The 19,511-nt window shown below is 65.1% G+C and carries 17 protein-coding genes; 3 read left to right on the forward strand and 14 right to left on the reverse strand.

The features are described from left to right. Positions 1–81: 81 nt before the first annotated feature. Positions 82–354, forward strand: coding sequence for a hypothetical protein (locus tag JQ603_RS11220; RefSeq protein ID WP_018640806.1), 273 nt, complete (start codon positions 82–84; stop codon positions 352–354). Positions 355–439: 85 nt separating this feature from the next. Then, a complete protein-coding gene (locus JQ603_RS11225) occupies positions 440–745 on the forward strand; it encodes a hypothetical protein (RefSeq protein ID WP_018640807.1) in 306 nt (101 codons plus the stop codon). A gap of 267 nt (positions 746–1,012) precedes the next feature. Here the strand turns inward: JQ603_RS11225 and JQ603_RS11230 are convergent, their stop codons facing one another. From JQ603_RS11230 to JQ603_RS11275, 10 genes are all read right to left on the reverse strand, one after another. Then, entirely contained in the window at positions 1,013–1,168 is a 156-nt protein-coding gene (locus tag JQ603_RS11230) for a hypothetical protein (protein ID WP_212339470.1), read from the reverse strand. A 103-nt stretch (positions 1,169–1,271) separates the two neighbouring features. Continuing rightward, the gene (locus JQ603_RS11235) at positions 1,272–1,784 is read right to left on the reverse strand and encodes a septal ring lytic transglycosylase RlpA family protein (RefSeq protein ID WP_212339471.1); all 513 of its coding nucleotides are present in this window, start codon (positions 1,782–1,784) and stop codon (positions 1,272–1,274) included. 152 nt (positions 1,785–1,936) lie between these two features. Then, positions 1,937–2,101 carry a hypothetical protein gene (locus JQ603_RS11240; protein ID WP_212339472.1) on the reverse strand — a complete coding sequence of 55 codons (165 nt, stop codon included), beginning with the start codon at positions 2,099–2,101 and terminating at the stop codon, positions 1,937–1,939. A gap of 30 nt (positions 2,102–2,131) precedes the next feature. Next, on the reverse strand, positions 2,132–3,382 hold the full coding sequence (locus tag JQ603_RS11245) for a DUF1501 domain-containing protein (protein WP_212339473.1): 1,251 nt from the start codon (positions 3,380–3,382) through the stop codon (positions 2,132–2,134). 2 nt (positions 3,383–3,384) lie between these two features. Beyond that, a complete protein-coding gene (locus tag JQ603_RS11250) occupies positions 3,385–4,854 on the reverse strand; it encodes a DUF1800 domain-containing protein (protein ID WP_212339475.1) in 1,470 nt (489 codons plus the stop codon). Between the two features lie 174 nt (positions 4,855–5,028). Further along, positions 5,029–7,548: a M56 family metallopeptidase gene (locus JQ603_RS11255; protein WP_212339477.1), complete on the reverse strand. Its 2,520-nt coding sequence runs from the start codon at positions 7,546–7,548 to the stop codon at positions 5,029–5,031. Then, entirely contained in the window at positions 7,545–7,937 is a 393-nt protein-coding gene (locus JQ603_RS11260) for a BlaI/MecI/CopY family transcriptional regulator (protein ID WP_212339479.1), read from the reverse strand. The genes JQ603_RS11255 and JQ603_RS11260 overlap by 4 nt, the downstream gene beginning before the upstream one ends. A 350-nt stretch (positions 7,938–8,287) precedes the next feature. Next, entirely contained in the window at positions 8,288–9,940 is a 1,653-nt protein-coding gene (locus tag JQ603_RS11265; RefSeq protein ID WP_212339481.1) for an NAD-dependent malic enzyme, read from the reverse strand. 300 nt (positions 9,941–10,240) lie between these two features. Further along, complete coding sequence (locus JQ603_RS11270; protein WP_212339982.1) at positions 10,241–11,239, reverse strand: Bug family tripartite tricarboxylate transporter substrate binding protein; 999 nt, start codon at positions 11,237–11,239, stop codon at positions 10,241–10,243. Positions 11,240–11,339: 100 nt separating this feature from the next. Beyond that, entirely contained in the window at positions 11,340–13,670 is a 2,331-nt protein-coding gene (locus JQ603_RS11275) for a mechanosensitive ion channel domain-containing protein (RefSeq protein ID WP_212339490.1), read from the reverse strand. A 742-nt stretch (positions 13,671–14,412) separates the two neighbouring features. On the opposite strand from JQ603_RS11275, the gene JQ603_RS11280 reads away from it, so the two are divergent. Next, the gene (locus JQ603_RS11280; protein ID WP_212339492.1) at positions 14,413–15,297 is read left to right on the forward strand and encodes an MBL fold metallo-hydrolase; all 885 of its coding nucleotides are present in this window, start codon (positions 14,413–14,415) and stop codon (positions 15,295–15,297) included. A gap of 389 nt (positions 15,298–15,686) precedes the next feature. Here the strand turns inward: JQ603_RS11280 and JQ603_RS11285 are convergent, their stop codons facing one another. Genes JQ603_RS11285 through JQ603_RS11300 form a run of 4 tightly spaced genes read right to left on the reverse strand, consistent with a single transcriptional unit; the run spans position 15,687 to position 19,507 of the window. Beyond that, positions 15,687–16,724 carry a patatin-like phospholipase family protein gene (locus JQ603_RS11285; protein WP_212339494.1) on the reverse strand — a complete coding sequence of 346 codons (1,038 nt, stop codon included), beginning with the start codon at positions 16,722–16,724 and terminating at the stop codon, positions 15,687–15,689. After that, positions 16,721–17,650: a polyphosphate kinase 2 family protein gene (locus tag JQ603_RS11290; protein WP_212339496.1), complete on the reverse strand. Its 930-nt coding sequence runs from the start codon at positions 17,648–17,650 to the stop codon at positions 16,721–16,723. The genes JQ603_RS11285 and JQ603_RS11290 overlap by 4 nt, the downstream gene beginning before the upstream one ends. Beyond that, positions 17,610–18,629 (reverse strand): branched-chain amino acid ABC transporter permease, encoded by a 1,020-nt coding sequence (locus JQ603_RS11295; RefSeq protein ID WP_212339498.1) that lies wholly within the window; start codon positions 18,627–18,629, stop codon positions 17,610–17,612. The genes JQ603_RS11290 and JQ603_RS11295 overlap by 41 nt, the downstream gene beginning before the upstream one ends. Further along, complete coding sequence (locus JQ603_RS11300; protein WP_212339499.1) at positions 18,626–19,507, reverse strand: branched-chain amino acid ABC transporter permease; 882 nt, start codon at positions 19,505–19,507, stop codon at positions 18,626–18,628. The genes JQ603_RS11295 and JQ603_RS11300 overlap by 4 nt, the downstream gene beginning before the upstream one ends. Positions 19,508–19,511: the final 4 nt, after the last annotated feature.

The raw sequence follows: 19,511 nt of genomic DNA on the forward strand, positions 1-19,511 counted from the left end.
GTGGCATTGAGATGCAGCGATAGGTGTAGGCCCCGGCGCGCAAGTCCGCGCGCTGGGGTTCTTCTTGCGTGAGGCGGGACGATGGGGGACGTTGTTGCGGAGTCAAAAGTCGATTTCGGCGCGCTTGCGGCGCTGCATAAATGGCCGTCGCTAGCCAACCAGCGCCGCCCGGACCGCGAGCCCTACCAGGTGAGCGAAGGCACGCTCGACGAATGTATCTCGGCCTTCATGCAGAAGCCGGCGGCGACTCGACATCTCTATGAGATCCGCACCGCGCCGCAGCCACCGCTGGTTACCGCCGTTCTCTCACCCGAACACGTCATCGAGCTATCACGCTGGCGGGAATTTCTCTGACGGCCTTTCACAAGCACGTGCGTAGGAACCTTCTTCCGGTTTTTCCCGTTATTGGAGATCGGAAGTCAAACCGTGAGCGCCTCACATGCTTGAAGCTGGCGTTGCATCTCCCGTCGTGCCCTATGGCGCGGACCAAACCCTCTTCGTCGTCGTCGACCGTCTCGACATAGCGACTGAAATCCGCATCGAGCGCAGCGATCTCGAAGCCACGATCGGCGAGTTCGTCGCCGGCTGCTTCAACGATCCCGTCAAGGTGATCTCGTTCAACACGCTCGAACACTGGATGAAGGACATCTCGACCGACGTCGCCGGTGCGATAAAGGCACGCTGCGACATCTATGGCATAGAGCTGCCCGATTATCTCAGCGACTTCGTCGAGAGCCATAGCTGAGGGCGCATCGCATCTCAGACGTTGCAAATCGCGCTCAACAAAAAAGCGCCGCGTCCGCGGCGCTTTTCGTGTGGCAACATCAATGGTGCCAGAACAATGCCAGCAGCAGAATGATCGGCAGCGGCACGCCAAGCAACCAAAGCAAAGCACCTCGTCCAAAACCCATGATGTCCTCCTCCTCTCTCACGCCCAATTGACGCAGGAGGCGAGCGGAAGTTCCGCGCTTCGCAGGAAGCACGAATGCGCTCGCGGCATGGGTTGCGGGAGTTATACGCGCCGATACTTGCCGGCGATGACCTCGATCTCGCGGCGGCGTTCGCCGGCGAAGGTCAGGAGCTTTTCGATCGTCAGCGTATCCGTGATCCTCTTGGCGAGCCGCTCGGCGCGCGCGGCCTGATCTTCGAGATACTGGATCGTGGTCAAGCGTCCGCCTCCCCAAAAGCCCCAATTTGTTTGGGCAGCCATGGTGCGTGAGAACCGCCTAACAGCTCGTTAAGCGCTGAGCTTCACCTCGACGAAACGCGCTTTATCGCACGACGTCGAGCCGGACATTGGCGAGGCCCTTGTCGACCATGCCGAGCGCCTCGGCCGCGGACGGCGAGATGTCGACCACGCGCCCGCGAACGAAGGGGCCGCGATCGTTGACCCTGACGGTGACGAAGCGGCCGGAGGACACGTCGGTGACGCGCAGCTTGGTGCCGAACGGCAAGGTGCGATGCGCCGCGGTCAGTTCGTTCTTGTCGAACTTCTCGCCGCTCGCGGTCTCGGTGTCCGAGTAGAAGCTGGCGAGGCCATGCGAGGCCGTTCGCTTTGCGTCCTGGACACGCGCCCGGCTGATCGGCCGCGGGTGCAGCGCCGCCACCCTGTGCGGCCGCTCGACCGCGGCCTGCCGGCTCGTGCCGGCCAGATCGGCCTTCTGGCGGCCGACCGGCGACTGCGCGCAGGCAGCGAGCGATGCGGCACCGATGATGGCGAGCAGCAGCCGGCTCGAGGTTGCCAGCGACATTCGGGCAGTTTCGGCACGTGCAATGCGAGACATGATGCGCCCTCCGAACAACCCCAAGTTTCGGTGGGCAATGAGGGCAGAACCTTGTCGGAACAAAAGCGGACCTGAGGCCGCCATCGTTTCGCGGCGGCTGTGATGATTCCATCACAGTTAATGTCCTGAATCGGGACAGATCGGCGGAACTATCAGCCCGATACAGTGCGCAAGATGATCGGGCGCGCATCCGGTCGGGCCTCATCGGTACCGGCGTCCCGACGCAACAGCCGCATCAGCTCGCGCCGATAGAGCCGACGCCAGCCGGTTTTGAGGCTGGCGAGAAAGTCGAGCTCCAATTGCGTCAGTGTGCACATGAACCCGATCCGGTTGCGAGAGCCGCGCCGTCAGCCGACGAGGCCTCCCATCGGTTTGATGTCGACGCTGCCTGGGAAGACCGTCTCGGCGAGGATCTGCTCCTCGACGCGCAGATGATCCCTCAGTAGGCCCTTCAGCACGGCGCGTAAGTCAGTGGTCGGCTTGAGATCGCGGTCCTCGAGCAGTTGTGCAGACTTGAGGCCCGGCCAGTCCGCGATCACGCGGCCGCCGGCCAGCCCGCCGCCGATGAGGAAGGCGACCGTGCCGGTACCGTGATCGGTGCCTTGGGTGCCGTTGATGCGCGCGGTGCGGCCGAACTCGGTGACGACGGCGACCACGGTCTCGTGCCACACCTCGCCCATGTTGCTTTCGATCGCTGCGAACGCGCCGTCGAGCGCGCCGAGCAGATTGTAGAGCTGGCCCGAAGCAGCGCCTTCGGCGATGTGCGTGTCCCAGCCGACAAAACCCATCGCGCCGACGCGCGGGCCGTCCGGCTTGGCGAGATAGCGCGCGGCGGTACCGGCCGCTTCGGCGAAATAGGCGCGCACGCGCGCGATGCCGGGCGGTGCCAGCGTCGGATCGTCCGACATCGGATCGCCCGTGCCCATCGCGCCGTCGAGCGAGGCGAGCTTCATGCGCGCCTGGAGCACGGTCGCAAGCTTCGGATCGGTGTGCTGGTAGAGATCGAGCAGGCGGTTCTGCGTATCCTGGCTCGCCGGCAGGAGTTTCTGCGGCACCCATGTCATGACCGGCGCCGAGCCGCGCACCACCAGCGGCGTCACCGAGCCGATGCCGAGCGCGCGGCTGCCGCGCGGATCGACGCGGCCACCGGACTCCATCGCGAGCAGCGCGCGGTTGAGCCATCCCGAAGCGGTCGCGCCGGGCCTGGTGAACCCGCTCTCCAGCACGTCCTGGCCGTCGAAATGCGAGCGCTCGCGATAGGGCGTGGCCGTGGCATGGACGATCGCGGCCTTGCCGCTCTTGTAGAGCCGATGCAGGTTCGGCATCGCGGGATTGAGCGCGAAGAAGGCATCGAGCGGCAGCGCCGGCGGCTTGCCGTCGAGCAGCAGCGCGCGATCGCCGCGCAAGGAGATCCAGTCGGGATCGCCGACCGGCGCGACTGCGCCGAGGCCGTCGAGCGCGCCGCGCAGGATGACGACGAGCAGGCGCGGATCGCGCCCTTCGGCGCGCGCGATCCGCGGCATCTGGCTCCATGCGAACAGCGCGCCGGAGCCGGCCAGAAGCTCGCGCCGCGTGGGCAGATGACGATCGAAGCCCATGCTCACCTCCTCTGAAAATCCGCCGACATGAACAGGAGCGCGAGCGCCTGCTGCCGGCTCTCGGCGCGGCCGACCGCCTGCTTCACCTCTTGTGCGATCTCGGACGCGAACACGTCCTCGATGATGACTTGCGGATCGGCCATGCCGGTGATGCGTTCGGCAAAGTTGTTGGCGATGTCGAGCCGCCGCCCGACCCCGTCGATCCAGCTCGCCTCATCGTCCGGATAGCCCTTCGGCGCGGACGGACGCCACAGCGCCTCGCCGAGCAGCTCCTGGCCGCCGGTGTAACGGACGGGATCGACAGTCGTGATGCCGGTCGCGCGCACCATGCCGGCGACCCATTCGCCGGGACGCTTGAGCTTTGAGGGCGGCCCACGCCACGCCTCGTCCGACGACACCATCGCGATCGCGACCTGCTTGAGGTCGCCCTCGGTGTCGCGAAAGGTCTTCGCCATCTGCTCGATCAGCGCCGGCGGCGGCTCGTCGGCCACGAAGTGCCGCGCCAGCTTGGTCGCGACATGGGCCGAGGTAGCCGGATGCGCGGCGAGGTCGCGCAGCACGGCGCGGCCCTGCTCGGCGTCCTCCTGCTCGTAGCGCTTGCCGAGCACGGTCTGCCCGCCGGGCTCGTGCAGCCGCGGATTGAAGGTGAACTCGCCGCCGTGCTGGGGATCGGCGCCCGGCGGCACCAGCGTCCAGCCGGTCATGACGTTGGCGAAGCTGATCACGTCGTCCTGGGTGTAGCCGGTGCGCACACCGAGCGTATGCAGCTCCATGATCTCGCGCGCGATGTTCTCGTTGAGGCCGCGGCTGCGATTGATGCCCGCGATCGAGTTCGCGCCCATCGATTCCAGATTGTCGAGATAGAACAGCATCGCCGGATGGCCTTCGACGGCCAGCAGGAGATCGACGAAGCGGCCGAGCGCATTGGCGCGAACCGCCTCGCGCTCATAGGCCCCGGACATGCTCTGGATCTTGTTGGCCGAAACGCAGAAATGGTTGGACCAGAACCACACCAGCCGCTCGGCAAAGCCGATCTCGGCGGCAAGCGCAGCTTCCGTGCGCAGCTTGGCTTCCTGCAGATACATCGGACGTCCGGGATCGGGAACGGCTTCGGCGGCCTGCTTGGCCGCCATCTCGGCGGCGTCCTTGTCCTGGGCTTGACCTTGGCCTTGCGCTTGCGCCTGGTCTTCCGACATCGCCTGCGCGGCCGCCATCTGCTGCTTCTTGGCCTGCTGCTGCGCCTGCTTGACCCGCGCCGTCCGCCGCGCATTGGCATCGGCAACGGTGCGGAAGGCCTTGGCGCTGGTGGGAAGCACAGCCGCGGCGGTCAGCGTAAGCGGCCGGTCGAGCTCGGCGATCAGCGCGCCGCGCGGGTCCGTACCCATTGCGGCGATCGATCCCGGCCGCGGCCCCATGCCGAAGCGATGCAGCGCCAGCACGGCCTCGGCCTCGGCCTTTGCAGAATTGCTCATGGCGAACGCCCAATTCTCTCGAGCCTGCCGACATCGCGCCGTACGAGGCTACGAACCGTAATGCTACAAACCGTAGCATTCGTGGCATGCGCCAGCAAGCGGAGATTGAGCCGTTGGCATCAAGAAATCGGGAGACGCCCATCCGATGCGACGGACGGGCCCCCGCAACGCTCCCTAAAAATTCGGCCCAAGCGCGATCTTGGTGATCGTGCCGTTCCTGACACCGATCCGCCATTCCGCCGAGCCGTTGGCGAACTGGGCGATGTAGATGTCGCTGTCGAGCGCGGTGACGCCGCGGAACGACACCGCGCGCAGTGCGCCGAGCCGCGCCAGGATGGCCTGGTCGAACGGAAGCTGCTGGCGCGTGATGTCGGCGACCTCGGGCGTCATGTGCTCGTAATCGGGCTGTCCCTTCCCGACGCCCTCGATGTAACGGCGCAGCATCTCCTCGCCATTGGCGATCGGAACGGCGCGGCGCGCGGCACGCCCCGGCTTTGCGCCGAGGCTTGACGCTTCGACATTGTGGAAGCGCGTTTGCCGGCCCGGCATCAGGACCTCGAGACACCGTCCCGACTTGTCGGCGATCACCCAGGCATTGTTCACGGTGGTCGTGGCAGCCCAGCTCATGTTGGATCTGACCACGCTCTGGCTCCTGCGATTGCCGTCGGCATCGAGATTGAAGACGCGGATGTCGTCGCCCAGCTCGTTGTAGACCATGATCCGGATCGGCGAGGTGCCGGCGCGGCCGCGCACATTTGCTTCTTCCGAGCAAGGCAGGATACCACCGAGCTCGTCATTGCCGTCGGCCCGGAAGATCACGTCGCCGGCTTTGCCGTCGGGCTCGAGCAGCAGGCGGAATTCCGCCGTGCCGTTCTCGAACTTGGCGCCATAGATGTCGTAGCCGCCGGGCCCGACGCCGCGGAAGAAGATCGACTCGAGCGCGCCGAGCGCCACGAACGTCGCCTGCGTCTCGTTGAGCTGACGATGAATCTTCGCAGCCAGCGGCGCGCTCATGCGATCGTAGTTCGGCGTGCCCCGGCGCAGGTCCTCGATCCCGCGCAGGATCATCTCCTTGCCGCCGGCGACGGGGACCTGCTCGCGGAAACGATCCGGCACCTCCGCGACACGGCGCGCGAAGTCGACCTCGATCGCCTGCGCAGCGGCCGCATCGATCCGCGGCGCCAGACGGGCGCCGAACACCGCATTCTGGACCAGCACGCGCGAGACCCTGGCCTGCTCGTCGCGCAGGAAGACCAGGAGATTGTCGCCATGGATCGAGAAGACGTCGGCGCCCTCAGTGAGAAGTGCCGCCCGGCCCTGCACGGTCTCCTGCACCTGAAGCCGATCGCCGTCGCGGCGCACGGTGAGCACGCGGTTCGGCGCAACCTTGTACCAGCCGACATATTGATCGAGTGGCGCGGGTCCGGTTGCCGCCGCCGGCACCTCGGCGATGCGGACCGCGCGGATGTCGCGGCCGTTCATGCGCAGCACCAGCTCGGCCGAGCGGCGCTCCGCATCGAGCGGAAACGTGATCTCGCCGGACGAGGCCGCGTAGGATGCGGTGCCGTCACTGCCGACCGTCAGGCGCAATTTGCGCTGCCCGGTCAGCTGTCCATAGAGCTCGTCGTCCTCGCGGAAGATGGCGAACACCGAGGCCGGCCCCATGGCGTAGAAATTGACGAAGGGGCGGTAATGCTCGGCCGGCACCTCGCCGCTATCCGCAACAGCGGGCGCAGGGTCGGGCGTGCGATAGGCGATCATGCCGGTCGACACGATCAGCGCCGGCACGATCGCGGCCGCGATCCACAGCCGCTTGCGCCAGCCGACCGCGACCGGCCGCGCGGCGGCCGCGATGATGCGCTCGACGCGGGCGCGCACGGTCGATGCCCGCGCCATCGCGAGCTCGACGGGGCGCGGTTTCACGCTGCTGGCAAAATCGAGCAGGATCTCCGCATAGGACAGCCGGTCGTCGATCACCTCGATCGCCTGCGCGTCGCTGATGATCTCGGCGAGCTCGGCGAGGCGCGCGAGCTGCCACCAGGAGAACGGGCTGAACCAGAACACCGCGCGATTGAGCGAGGCAAGCAGGAGGATGTAGAAATCGCGGTTGGCGACATGCGCGCTTTCATGCGCAAGCACCGCGAGGCGCTTCTTCGCATCCCATCCCGCAAATTGCGGCGGCACCAGAATGGTCGAGCCGAAGGTGACGGGACCGCCGACGTCGCGGCTGACGCGGATGTCGGCATCGATCAGCTGCGCACCCTTCACCGGCTTCGCCGCGCGCGCCAGGCGCCAGGTCAGGCCGAGGCCGATGGCGAGCCGCAGCAGCAACAGGCCGGCGACGCCGGCATAAACGATCGTCGCCACCAGCCACCAGTCGATCGAGACGCCGCTTCGCGCCGGCGGCGCAGCGACGACGCCCGGCGCAATCGGCAGCGCCGGCTGCGGCGTCTCCAGCATCGCGATATCGGCCGGCCACAATTCGCCCGGCACCGGCACGGACGCGGGCAACCGGTCGATGGTGAGCGTCGGCCAATGCATCACGAACGGCATCGCGAGCGAAGCCACGAGCACGACGACCCAGGCCGTCATGTGGACGTGCGGATTGCGCACGCGAAACAGGGTGAGACCGAACCAGACGACGCCTCCCAGCACAAAGGAGCGCAGCGCCGCCTCCGCCAGAGTTGCGATCATTCTTTCTTCACTCCCCTCGCTTTCTTCGCCTTGGCCACCTGGTCGGCCAGCGAGCGCAATTGCTGCTGGTCGAGCATCTTGTTGTCCACCATGCCGACGAGGACCTCCTCGATCGAGCCGTTGCAGAACCAGTCGACGATGCGCTGCACCGCCTTCGCCGCAACCCGCGCGCGTGGCTCGGCAGCGTGGTACACGTAGGTGCGGCCGTCCACCGTGTGATTGACATAGCCCTTTTCTTCCAGCCGGCGCAGCACCGTGCGCACCGTGGATTCCTTCAGGCGCCGCGACAACCGCTCACGCACGATTTCGGCCGTGACGGGACCATGGGCCCAAACCAATTGCATGACCTCACGCTCGAGGTCGCCCAGTTCAGGCAAACGATCGTCCATGGCATCTGACCTTGCGGATTGAGTATTCTTGTAACGCTACAGACTGTCGCATATACCGCCGCGCCGGGCAACGGCCATTCCACCTGAAATGGTGGCGTGGGGCTGACCTAACGCCGATCTAGAAACGTCTCAGGAGTCGGATGTGACCTCCGACGCGATTGGCGGGGTGCCCCGCCCCTCACCCGGATCGCCCGACGATGCTTCGCATCGCCGGACCGATCCGACCTCTCCCCGCAGAAGAGCGGGGAGAGGTTAGGGACGCGCCACTCTCTCGCCCCCTCGCCCCGTTCTTACGGGGAGAGAGTTGGGGTGAGGGGCTGCCTCAACAAGTTCGGACCGAATTGTGGCGCTTAGTACTTCGGCTCGTACATCTGCGACTGGACCAGGGCCTTCACGTCATTCGGCGCAGGTCCGTCCGCCAGCCCGCGCTGATAGGCGACATCGGCCACCGCGGCGGCGATGCTGGCCGAGACCTCACGGATGCGGGGCAGCGCCGGATAGAGGCTGCCTTGCGCGAGATCTTCCTTCCCGACGCTATTGGCGAGCGTATGCGCGGCCGCCATGAACATCTCGTCCGTCACCAGCTTGGAGCCGCTGGCGATGACGCCGAGGCCAACGCCGGGGAAGATGTAGGAGTTGTTGCCCTGGCGCGGCACGAAGGTGCGGCCGCTGAGCGTGACCGGATCGTACGGGCTGCCGCAGGCGAACAGCGCGCGGCCGTCGGTGTAGCGATAGGCATCCTCCGCCGAGCATTCCGCCTTCGAGGTCGGATTGGACAGCGCGAACACGATCGGCTGCTGGTTGAGCTCGGCCATCGTCTTCAGCACCTCGGGCGTGAAGGCGCCGCCGACCGCGGCGACCCCGATGATCGCCGTCGGCTTCAGCGTTTTGATCGCGGTGAGGAAATCGGCAATCGGGGCCTGGCCGGTATGGGCATAGCGCAGCTTGTGGCCGGAGAGCCCCTCACGGCCGCCGACGACGAGGCCGCGGGAATCCACCAGCCAGTTGCGCCGGAGCGCTTCGGCCTCCGTGGCGCCCTCCGCCATCATGGCGGAGACGACGAGATCGGCGATGCCGGTCGCCGCCTCGCCCGCGCCGAGGAACAAGATCTTCTGATCCTTCAGCTTGCCGCCGGAGACGCGCAGGGCCGAGAACAGACCGGCGAGCGCCACCGCCGCGGTGCCCTGGATGTCGTCGTTGAAGACGCAGGCCTCGTCGCGGTATTTGTGCAGCAGCTTGAACGCCGAATGATTGGCGAAATCCTCGAACTGGATCAGCACGCCCGGGAAGGTCTTCCGCGCCGCCTGCATGAACTCGTCGACCAAGCTGTCATAAGCTTCGCCCGTCAGCCGGCGCTCGCGTAAGCCCAGATAATAGGGATCGTTCAGGAGCTCTTCGTTGTTGGTGCCGACGTCGAGCACAACAGGCAGGCAATGCACGGGATGCACGCCGGCGCAGGCCGAATAGAGCGAGAGTTTTCCGACCGGAATGCCCATGCCGTTGGCGCCGAGATCGCCAAGTCCCAAAATGCGCTCGCCGTCGGTGACGACGATCAGCTTGGCGGGATAAGGCCAGTTCTTCAGGATCTCGGCGATCTGGCCGCGATCGCGCGAGGAGATGAACATGCCGCGCGGTCGCTGGAAGATCAGCCCGTATTTCTGGCAGGCGAGCCCGACGGTCGGCGTGTAGATGATCGGCTGGATCTCGTCGATATTGTCGACGACGACACGGAAGAACAGCGCCTCGTTGCGGTCGTGCAGCGCGTTCAGCGCGACGTATTTTTCAAGGTCGGTCGGCAGCGTACGCAGATTGGTGAGCACGCGCTCCGCCTGGGTCTCCATCGTCAGCACACAAGGCGGCAGCAAGCCGCGCAGGCCGAGCGCCGCGCGCTCCTCTTCCGTGAAGGCGGTACCCTTGTTGAGCAAGGGATCGCGCAGCAGCGTCATGCCGTGCGCGGCGTCGGATGATGTCGAATGGGCGCTGACCCGAGCAGGTCTATTCACGAATTCCCCCAGGGAGTTTCTTATTGAAGGGCAACCATTGTCGGCCAGCGTTCCCCTGAGATCAAGGACGTTGCCATTGCAGTATCGATTGTGATCTCGCACCGCAGCGAGAATGGCGCGTAAACCGGCAATTGCGCACGCGAAAAGGTTAACGCGGCAATCTCGCACTCCTCATGGTGAGGAGGCGCGCCAGCGCCGTCTCGAACCATGCAGGCCCCGATCTCGCCCGCGGCCATCCTTCGAGACGCCCGCTCGCGCGGGCTCCTCAGGATGAGGAGCAGTGCTTGTGGTGCCCCGAAACTACTCAGGCTTGATGTCGGCGGCCTTCACGATCGGCCACCATTTCTCGGTTTCGGCCTTCTGGAAGGCGGCGAGCGCTGCGGGCGTTTGCTGGGCTACAGGCGGTATCTCCTGCCCGAGTTCGGCAAAACGCTGCTTGACGGAAGCATCCGCAAGCACGGCGACGATGGCGGCGTTGAGTTTGGAGACGATGTCCTTCGGCGTGTTCTTCGGCGCCCAGATGCCGTGCCAGTAGGAAATATAGAGCCCGGGCAGGCCCGCCTCGTCGACCGTCGGAATATCGGGCGCGGAGGCGAGCCGTGTCGGCGAGGTCACGGCGAACGCCTTGATGGCGCCGTTCTTGTATTGCGGCAGCGAGTTCGAGGCCTGGTCGAACATGATGTCGATCTGGCCGGCGACCAGATCGATCATCGCCGGGCCCGCACCGCGATAGGGCACGAACTGGAAATCGGTCCCGGTCTTCTCCTTGAAGAACACGCCAGCGACATGGGCGCCGGTGCCCGCGCCGGCCGTCCCGGCAGTCGCCTTGCCGGGGTGGGCCTTCAGCCACGCGATCATCTCCTTCAGGGTGTTGGCCTCGAGCGACTTCCGGCCGACGATGAGCTGCGTGCCCATCGCGATGGTCGCCACCGGCTCGAAATCGGCAATCACGTCATAAGGCAGCTTGAAGATCGCGCCGTTCAGCACATGCGTGCCCCAATGGCCGATGGTGATGGTGGTGCCGTCAGGCGCCGCGCGTGCGACGCGGGCGCCGGCGATGCTGCCGGACGCACCCGCCACGTTCTCGACCACGACCGTCGTGTGCAGCTCGGCCGCGATCCGCTCGGACAGGATCCGCGCCAGCGTGTCGGTCGGGCCGCCCGCGGCAAACGGCACGACGAGGGTGATGGGACGCGACGGAAACGGCTGCGCGTTGCCGGGAGCAACCCACACCGCGCCTCCGATCAGCGCGCAAATGACGAACACATGACCACGACATCCGGCCCACAGCCCCCGCATCATCGTCTCCCCCTTTTTGCCGCCCGCTTGTTGTCAGCGGGCTGAGGCTGGAGTGAACGCTGCCGGGCGAGCGCAGGCAAGCTGGAATTTTGCGGAGCCGCTATCCGGCCGCCCGCCGCGGCGTCAGATTGGTGGTCCCCTCCGCCGGCGGCGCGACATGCATCAGAATGGTCTGGGTCGCGGAGGCAACCTCGATGCCATGCTGCTGGAAGCGCTGCTTCATGCGGCGGTTGAATTCGCGCTGCACCGGCCAGCGGCCGGCCTCGGTGCAGCGGATCTGGCCGACGATCGAGACCATCGCGCCATCGACCTTGTCGACGCCCCAGAGCTCGAGATCGCCGCGGATCAGCGCGCGGAAGTCCGTTTCGCGTCGCATCTCGTCGACGATGTCCTTGAGGATCTGGCCGGCGCGATCGGTGTCTTCCCTGTAGGCGACGTTGACGCTGACGGAGGCGTTGCCGGCGCCGCGGCTGGCATTGGTGATGGTGGTGACCGCGCTGAACGGCACGATGTGCACGGCGCCGTCGCCAGCGCGCAGGCGGATGGTCCGGATCGAGACGTTCTCGACGACGCCCGAGAGCCCGGAGACACTGACATTGTCGCCGACCTGCACCGTATTCTCCAGCAGCAGGAACAGGCCGGTGATGAGATCCTGCACCAGCTTCTGCGAACCGAAGCCGATCGCGATGCCGACGATGCCGGCGCCCGCCAGCAGCGGGGCGACATTGACGCCGATCTCGCTCAGCGCCGTGAGGCCGACGACGGTGGCAATCAGGCAGAGCAGCGCGGTTCGCAGCATCGGCTGGAAGGTGCGCAGGCGCGCCGCGCGGGCGTAGTGCCCGTCCCGGGACAGCGCATTGATCTGGCGGTCCAGCAGCGCATTGCTGATTTCCCAGATGGCCGCAGCGATAGACACGGCAATGCCGATCGTCACCACCGCCGAGATCAGCCGGCCGCCGATCTGGCCGCCATAGAACCAGACGATAGCGTCCACGCCCCAGACCTCGAGCACGGCCACGAAGCCGATGAAGGCGATCACGCCGGAGACGATCTTGCGCAGCATCGGCAGATAGCGGTTGGCCCTGACCTCCAGCCCCGGAAAGCGCTGCAGGATCTCCGGCTTGATGCGGAAGCCGCGGTCGATCAGGCCCAGCGTCAGCATGATGGCAACGCGCGTGATCAGCGCCACCACGACGGTGCCGACGAAATATTGCAGCAGCAGCGAATAGCCGTTGCGGATGTTGAGCGCCCACACCGCCCACAGCGCCAGGTCAAGCGCAATGGCGAGGTAATGCCAGCCACCGGCGATGCGGTTGCGCATGCCGGCCGCGATGCCCTGCCTATCGGCCGGCGCGCGAATGGCTTCGGCGACCTGACGGCGGCATTGCAGGATGATGACGACGATGAAGAGGTGCACGACCAGCATCACCATACGCAGCAGCGCGGCATAGCCGGCGCGATGCAGGCCGAGCAGCAGCGCCACATTGGCGAAGGCGATACCGGTGACGCCGACGCCGACGATGCGGCGCGCCCAAATCTCGATATAGGCCGCCGTCTCGGCCCGCACCGGAAACAGGCCGAACGGCCCCGCCAGCGCCCGGACCAGGCAGATCAGCCCGCGCGAGAACGCATAGGCGTTGACGACCGCGAGGATCACGAGGCGGACGGTGGTCGGTTCTCCGATCTCCGTCCCCAGCAGCGCGGTGGCGACGCCGACCAAGACGAGCACGGGCAGCAGCTCGAGCGCGAAGCGTCCAAGCACGAAGGGCAGCCGCAGCATGACCTGCCAGATCCGCGCCAGACTGTGGCGGCGCTTCTGCAATTCAGGGGCCGGCGTGACGTCAGCCACTGACGATGGCGGATCGGCGATCGGCAGCGCCTGCACCGGCAGGCGGGCGGTCTCCGGCACGCGTCCTTCCAGGAATGCGACCGGGCGGCGGATCAGGCGGAAGATCACCCATTCTGCCGCGAGCGCACAGCCGAGCACCAGCGCGAGCTTCCAGGCGATCTCGATCAGGAGATTGTAGGCCGCCGGATCGTTCGCGGTTCGCATGATCCAGTAGTAGAAGGCCGGGAAATGCGTGATCGTCCGCGCCATGCTGGCGATCTCGCTCGAGATCTCGCCGATCTGCTCGGACACCGTGAGCATGAGCTGCGCGCCCAGGCCGTCGGCCGCAAGCGGGATCGGCGATTTCGGTTCGGGTGCAGGCTGCGGCGGACCGGACGTATTGGCGATTGCGCGCAGCGTGTCGATCATCTGCGCGCGCTTCTTGTCGTCCTGCAGTGTGTCGAGTGCGCGCTTCGCCTCGTCGGGCGACAGCGCGGTCGCCTGATTGGCGGCCGGCGCGGGCGTCTCGGCGCGAGCCGGGGCGAAAGACGAGATGGCAAGGAAGAGCGCTGCGAGAAGCGCCGGGACAAGCTTGTGCGACACGCGGATTCCCTGGATAAAATGAATGCGCCGGCGGCGACGGGAGCGTCACCGCCGAAGCACATGCGTCATGTCGGATGACCGCAATTCGCCCCGACCCTGTGTCGGAAGTTGGCCATTGAGGCGACATTCTCTTGGCATTTGCCGCAATGCAGGAGGCAGAATCTCCGCCTACGCCCGGCGAAATGCCGGCATGCATCGATGGAACACGATGCTCACGCCAAAACTTCGCCCGTCATTCCGGGATTCGGCCCGGAATGACGGCGAGGAGGAGGAGAGTGAGCAGTGTATGGAAATGCATTCGTCGAGGTGGCCTCAGCGCGGCCATCCGATGATCGATGTGATGCAAAATACAGCGCCGGGAAGGTAGGGGCTATGCCTCACTGATGCAGCCCGCTAAACCTTGACCCGGCGTGCCGTTCGCGGTTTTCGCCGCTATGCGATAGTCCGAACGAGCTCCATCGCATTTAACGCGGCTGGATTTGCGGAGGTGGCGTCATAGACCTCCCCTTGCTCATGAGGTGGACGTTACGCGTCGCTTGTTTGCGACCACAGCGATGCTCCTCCCGAGACACAAAACTGTCAAGCAGGATCGATGGCTTTCAGATCACATTTGGCACTGCGTTCCACATTGTTCCGCGACAGACTGGCCGTGTAAAACAGCGGAATAAATCCCTCGACGCAGCGTTTGTGTCGAAGGGATATTCCCTCTCCCACATCTTCTTCGTTTCCAGAAAGCCCAGAGATGAAAGCATTATTTTGCATCCCCATTCTCGTGGCCCTCGCGACCGGATCGGCCTTCGCGCAGACCCCGCCGCAGACCTCGACCAGGAAGGTCGACGGCACCGACAATGTCTACGTCTTCCGCTATGGCGGCCATCAGTCGATGTTCGTGGTGACGCCGCAGGGCGTGATCGCGACCGATCCGATCTCGTATCTGCGACCCGCAAAGCCCTATATCGACGCGATCAAGGCGGTCACCGACAAGCCGATCAAATACGTCATCTACAGCCACCATCACTACGACCACATCGCCGGCGGCCAGCCGTTCAAGGATCTCGGCGCCACCTTCATCGCGCACCGGCGAACCAAGGAGCGCCTGCTCGAGCTGAAGAAGCAGAAATCCCTGCTCGCCGACGTCGTGATGCCGGACCAGGTGGTGGACGACAAGAAGAACATCACGCTCGGCGGCACCACGCTGGAGCTGAACTATGTCGGCCGCAATCATTCCGACAATTCGCTGGTGATGCGGCTGCCGAAGGAGAAGATCGTCTTCGTGGTCGACTTCGCACCGATCGAGAGCGTCCAGTTCCGCAACATTCCCGACAATGCCTCGCCGCTGGAGTACATCGCCTCGCTGAAGAAGCTGGCTTCGCTCGACTGGGAGCGGATGATCCCCGGCCATCCCTATGCCGGCGGACGCTTCGGCACCAAGAAGGACGTCGAGGACGACATCGCCTACATGGAGGACCTCTCCACTGAAGTGAAGAAGGCGGCGGACGCCGGCAAATGCTTCGACACCGCGATGAAGGAGGTGAAGCTGCCGAAATACGAGAAGTGGGCGAATTACGAGGCGAGCCTTCCCGCCAATATCGAGCGCTTCTGCTACTGGTGGGGACGCGGATATTGAGAGTCGGCTCGCTCAGACGCGACGAGCTTCGCTCGCGCTGAGGACGCGGGTATTGACAGCCGCGTGCACAGAACTCGTAGGGTGGGCAAAGGCGCCCTTGCGCCGTGCCCACCACCTCTATCCGGTCGAAGATCGGTGGGCACGCTTCGCTTTGCCCACCCTACGAGGTCAGTGATCGCGGCTATGAGCGACGGCGGACACGTCGCTCGGCCCACCCTGCCCGGTCCGCGGCGATGTTGACATCATACCCCTGTTTTGCCCGACGGGTCAAACGGACTTCTTTAAATCCGAACAACATCGACCTACCCGCCAAGCCATTGATTCCTCTGGCACCGGCTACTGTGCATGGGGTTGTTTTCGCACTTTTTTGTCGATGTCCCGGCAGCGGCCTAGAGAAACATGCCTGCGAGGTCGACCGTCGAGGATTTTCCGATCTGGTCGAAGTTCTGCGCCAGCCAGCCTCGCGCCGCCTCGCGGCCCTCGTCGCGCAGGCGACACAACAGGCTCCATTCGGGATGGAACTGCGTGGCCGTGCCGAGCTGCGACATCAGCTGGTCGTTGCCGATCCAGTGCATGTACATGCGGCTATGCCTGTCGCTGTCGAGCTCGCCGTCGTCGATCAGCCGCGTGGCGAAGGCGATCGCGCGCATCTCGCGCATCAGGGACGAATTGAAGCTGATCTCGTTGATGCGGTGGAGGACATCGGCTGCGCTGGTCGGCAGCTCGTCGCGCCGGATCGCGGTGACCTGCACGATGATGACGTCATGACTGCCCTTGCGGTAGATCAACGGATAGATCGCGGGATTGCCGAGATAGCCGCCGTCCCAATAATGCTCGCCGTCGATCTCGACGGCCTGGAAATAGGGCGGCAGGCAGGCCGAGGCGAGCACGGTTTCGGCCGTGAGAAGCGGGCTCTGGAACACCTTGATCTTGCCGGTGCGGACGTTGGTGGCGTTGAGAAACAGCTGCGGCGCCTCGGGCGAGGAATTGAGCCGGTCGAAATCGACCACGCGCAGCAGCAGCGAGCGAAGCGGATTGAAATGAAAGGGATTGAGCAGGCCCGGCGGCAGCGTGTGCGTCAGCGTGTGGATGACGGCGTGAACCGGATGATATTCCGGCGGCAGTCTCAGGGCCTGGATCCACTGGTTCAGCGGCGACATCAAATCGTACGCCATGTCCATGCGCGACACTTCGTACCAGAATGCGTGCAGGCTCTCCCGCGCGGCCTCCGCACCCCCGTGCGCCATGCCGGAGGCCATCACGACCGCATTCATGGCGCCGGCACTGGTCGCGCTGACCGCCTCGATCGCGAGCCTGCCGTCTTCGAGCACCTGGTCGAGCACGCCCCAGACGAAGGCGCCGTGCGCGCCGCCGCCCTGGAGCGCGAAGTTGACGGTCTTGCGGTCGGCGGTCCCGTTGGCTGTCACTTTGCTTTCTTCTTGCCTCCCGTCCCCTCTTTCTCCAGCGCCTTGCGCACCTGCTCGAACTCCTCCAGCGAGGCCTTGTCGGCACGGGGAAAGCGCAAGTCGAGCTTTTCGAGCGCGGCATTGATCACCGAGCCGATCACGACGCGGGCGAACCATTTGTGATCGGCGGGCACGACGTACCAGGGCGCGTGCGGCGTGGACGTATGGCGGACGATGTCCTGGTAGACCGCCTGGTAGCGCGGCCACAGCGCGCGCTCCGTGATGTCGCCCATGGAGAACTTCCACTGCTTGGCCGGATCCTCCAGCCGGTCGAGGAAGCGCACGCGCTGCTCGTCCTTGGAGACGTTGAGGAAGAACTTCAGCACCACGGTGCCGTTGCGGCAGAGATAGCGCTCGAAGGCGGAGATGTCCTCGAACCGCTCCTTCCAGATGTTCTTGGTGACCAGCTTTTGCGGCAGCTTCTCCTTGGCGAGGATATCCGGATGCACGCGCGTGACCAGGCACTCTTCGTAATGGGAACGGTTGAAGATGCCGATATGACCGCGCTCGGGCAGCGCGACGACGTGGCGCCAGAGGAAGTCGTGGTCGAGCTCCTTGCTGCTCGGCGCCTTGAAGGCCGTGACCTCGCAGCCCTGCGGATTGATGCCCTCGAAGATCGCCTTGATCGCAGAGTCCTTGCCGCCCGCGTCCATGGCCTGGAACACGATCAGCAGCGACCAGCGGTCCTGGGCGTAGAGCTTCTCCTGAAACTCGATCAGCCGCTTCTTGTTGGCGTCGAGAATCGCCTGCGCCTTCTCCTTGTCGAGATCGCCCTTCTCGTTGGTCTTGTGCGCCTTGAGGTGAAACTTGCCCGAGCCATCGTAGCGGAATGGCGTGATGTAGCGGTCAAGCTCCTGGGCGAGCGATTTGGACGGCTTCTTGCTCATGAGCGCGGGATACCTTGCGTTGCGGCTTCAGTCGGTCGAGCAAGCTACCAAGGATGCCCTTGGGAAGGAATATGATGAAGAGCACGAGCAGCACGCCGTAGACGAGATTGTCCCAACCGACCGCCTTGGTACCGAAGCCGATGCGCAGGGTCTCGGCCAGGAGGATGGTGATGATGGCGCCAACGGTCGGCCCGAGCGAGACGAACAGGCCGCCGACGATCGCCGCGAACACCATCTGCAGCGACACCGCGATGCCGCTGACCGTGTCGGGGGTGATGAACATCTGGTACTGGCAGTAGATCGCGCCGGCGAGCGCCGTCATCAGCGCGCTGAGCAGCGTGATCTTCAGCTTCTCGGCGGTGACGTCGACGCCGGCGGCAGCGGCGGCGTCCTCGTCTTCCGAGATCGCCTCCAGCGCATAGCGGGCCATGCTGCGGTCGACCCAGTGCCAGACCACGATGCCGAACAGCCAGACCGCGAGCGCGATCAGGTACCAGGTGGTCTTGTCGTCGAATTGCAGCGCCAGCAGCTTGTTGCCGGACGCGCGGTTCGGCGTATAGCCGAGCGAGCCGCCGGTATAGTCGCGCGTCGCGGTGATGACCTGGAGCACGATGCCTGAGAGCGCCAACGTCACCAGCACGAAATAATGCCCGGTGATGCGGAAGCGGAAGCAGGGATAGCCGACGATCATCGCCAGCGCGCCGGCCGCCGCCATGCTGATGGGAATGCCGATCCAGGGCGACAGTCCGAGGTGATTCCACAACAGCGCGGTGACGTAAGCACCAATGCCCATGAAGCCGCCATGTCCGAGCGAGACGAGGCCAAACCGCCCCATCATCGACCACGACGTATAGGCGAACGACCAGATCAGGATCAGCACCAGGATGTGCAGATGATAGGGATCGCGATAGACGAAGGGCAGCGCCACCAGCGCCGCCAGCCCTATCGCCCATGCCGCAAGACGTCCCTGCCCCATCATCGGCGCCTCGCAAGCAGGCCCGCGGGCCGGATGAACATCATGACGATGAAGAAGGCGAAGGCGAGCACATAGCCCCATTCGAGATCGGAGAACAGGCCGCCGAGCGAGATGATCTCGGCGAACAGGAAGGCCGCGATGAAGCCGCCGATGAAATTGCCGAGGCCCCCCAGCACGCAGATCAGGAAGGTGATCGGCCCGAATGAGAGGCCGACGAAGGGATGCACGTCATATTGCAGCACCAGCAGGCAGGCGGCGAGGCCGGCGAGCGCGCCGCCGAGCGCGGAGGTGATGAGATAGATGCGCTTGGTGTCGACGCCCATCAGCGCCATGATCTGCCGATCCTGCGAGATGGCGCGGATCGCGGTGCCAGTGAAGGTGCGCGTCATGAACAGATAGACGGCGACCATGCCGACCAGCGCGGCCACGAAGGACAGCAGCCGCGCGTAGCTGAAGTTCATGTCGCCGAAGGCGAGCACCGGCAGGCGGATGCCAAGATTGCGAAAGTCGATGCCGAAGGCGACCGTGGCAAAGCTCTGCAGCACGAACAGCACGCCGCCGGTCGCGAGCAGCTGGTTGATCGGCGGTGCGGTCAATAGCGGCGCGATCACGAGGTAATGCAGCGCCGCGCCAAGCATGGCGACCAGCAGGATGGTGAGCGGGGCCGCGACGAAATAGCTGACGCCGTAATACTGCACCGTGAAATACATGGCATACATGCCGATCATCACCAGTTCGGCATAGCAGATCCAGGTCACGTCGATGACGCCGAAGATCAAATTGAGCCCGAGCGCGAGCAGCGCCAGCACGCCGCCGAGCAGGATGCCGTTGATCACGGCCTCCAGCAGGTAGATATCGAAAATGTCCAGGAACGCCTGCATGCCC

It is taken from the genome of Bradyrhizobium liaoningense (genome assembly GCF_018130825.1).
In the GTDB taxonomy this organism is placed as follows: Bacteria; Pseudomonadota; Alphaproteobacteria; order Rhizobiales; family Xanthobacteraceae; genus Bradyrhizobium; species Bradyrhizobium liaoningense_B.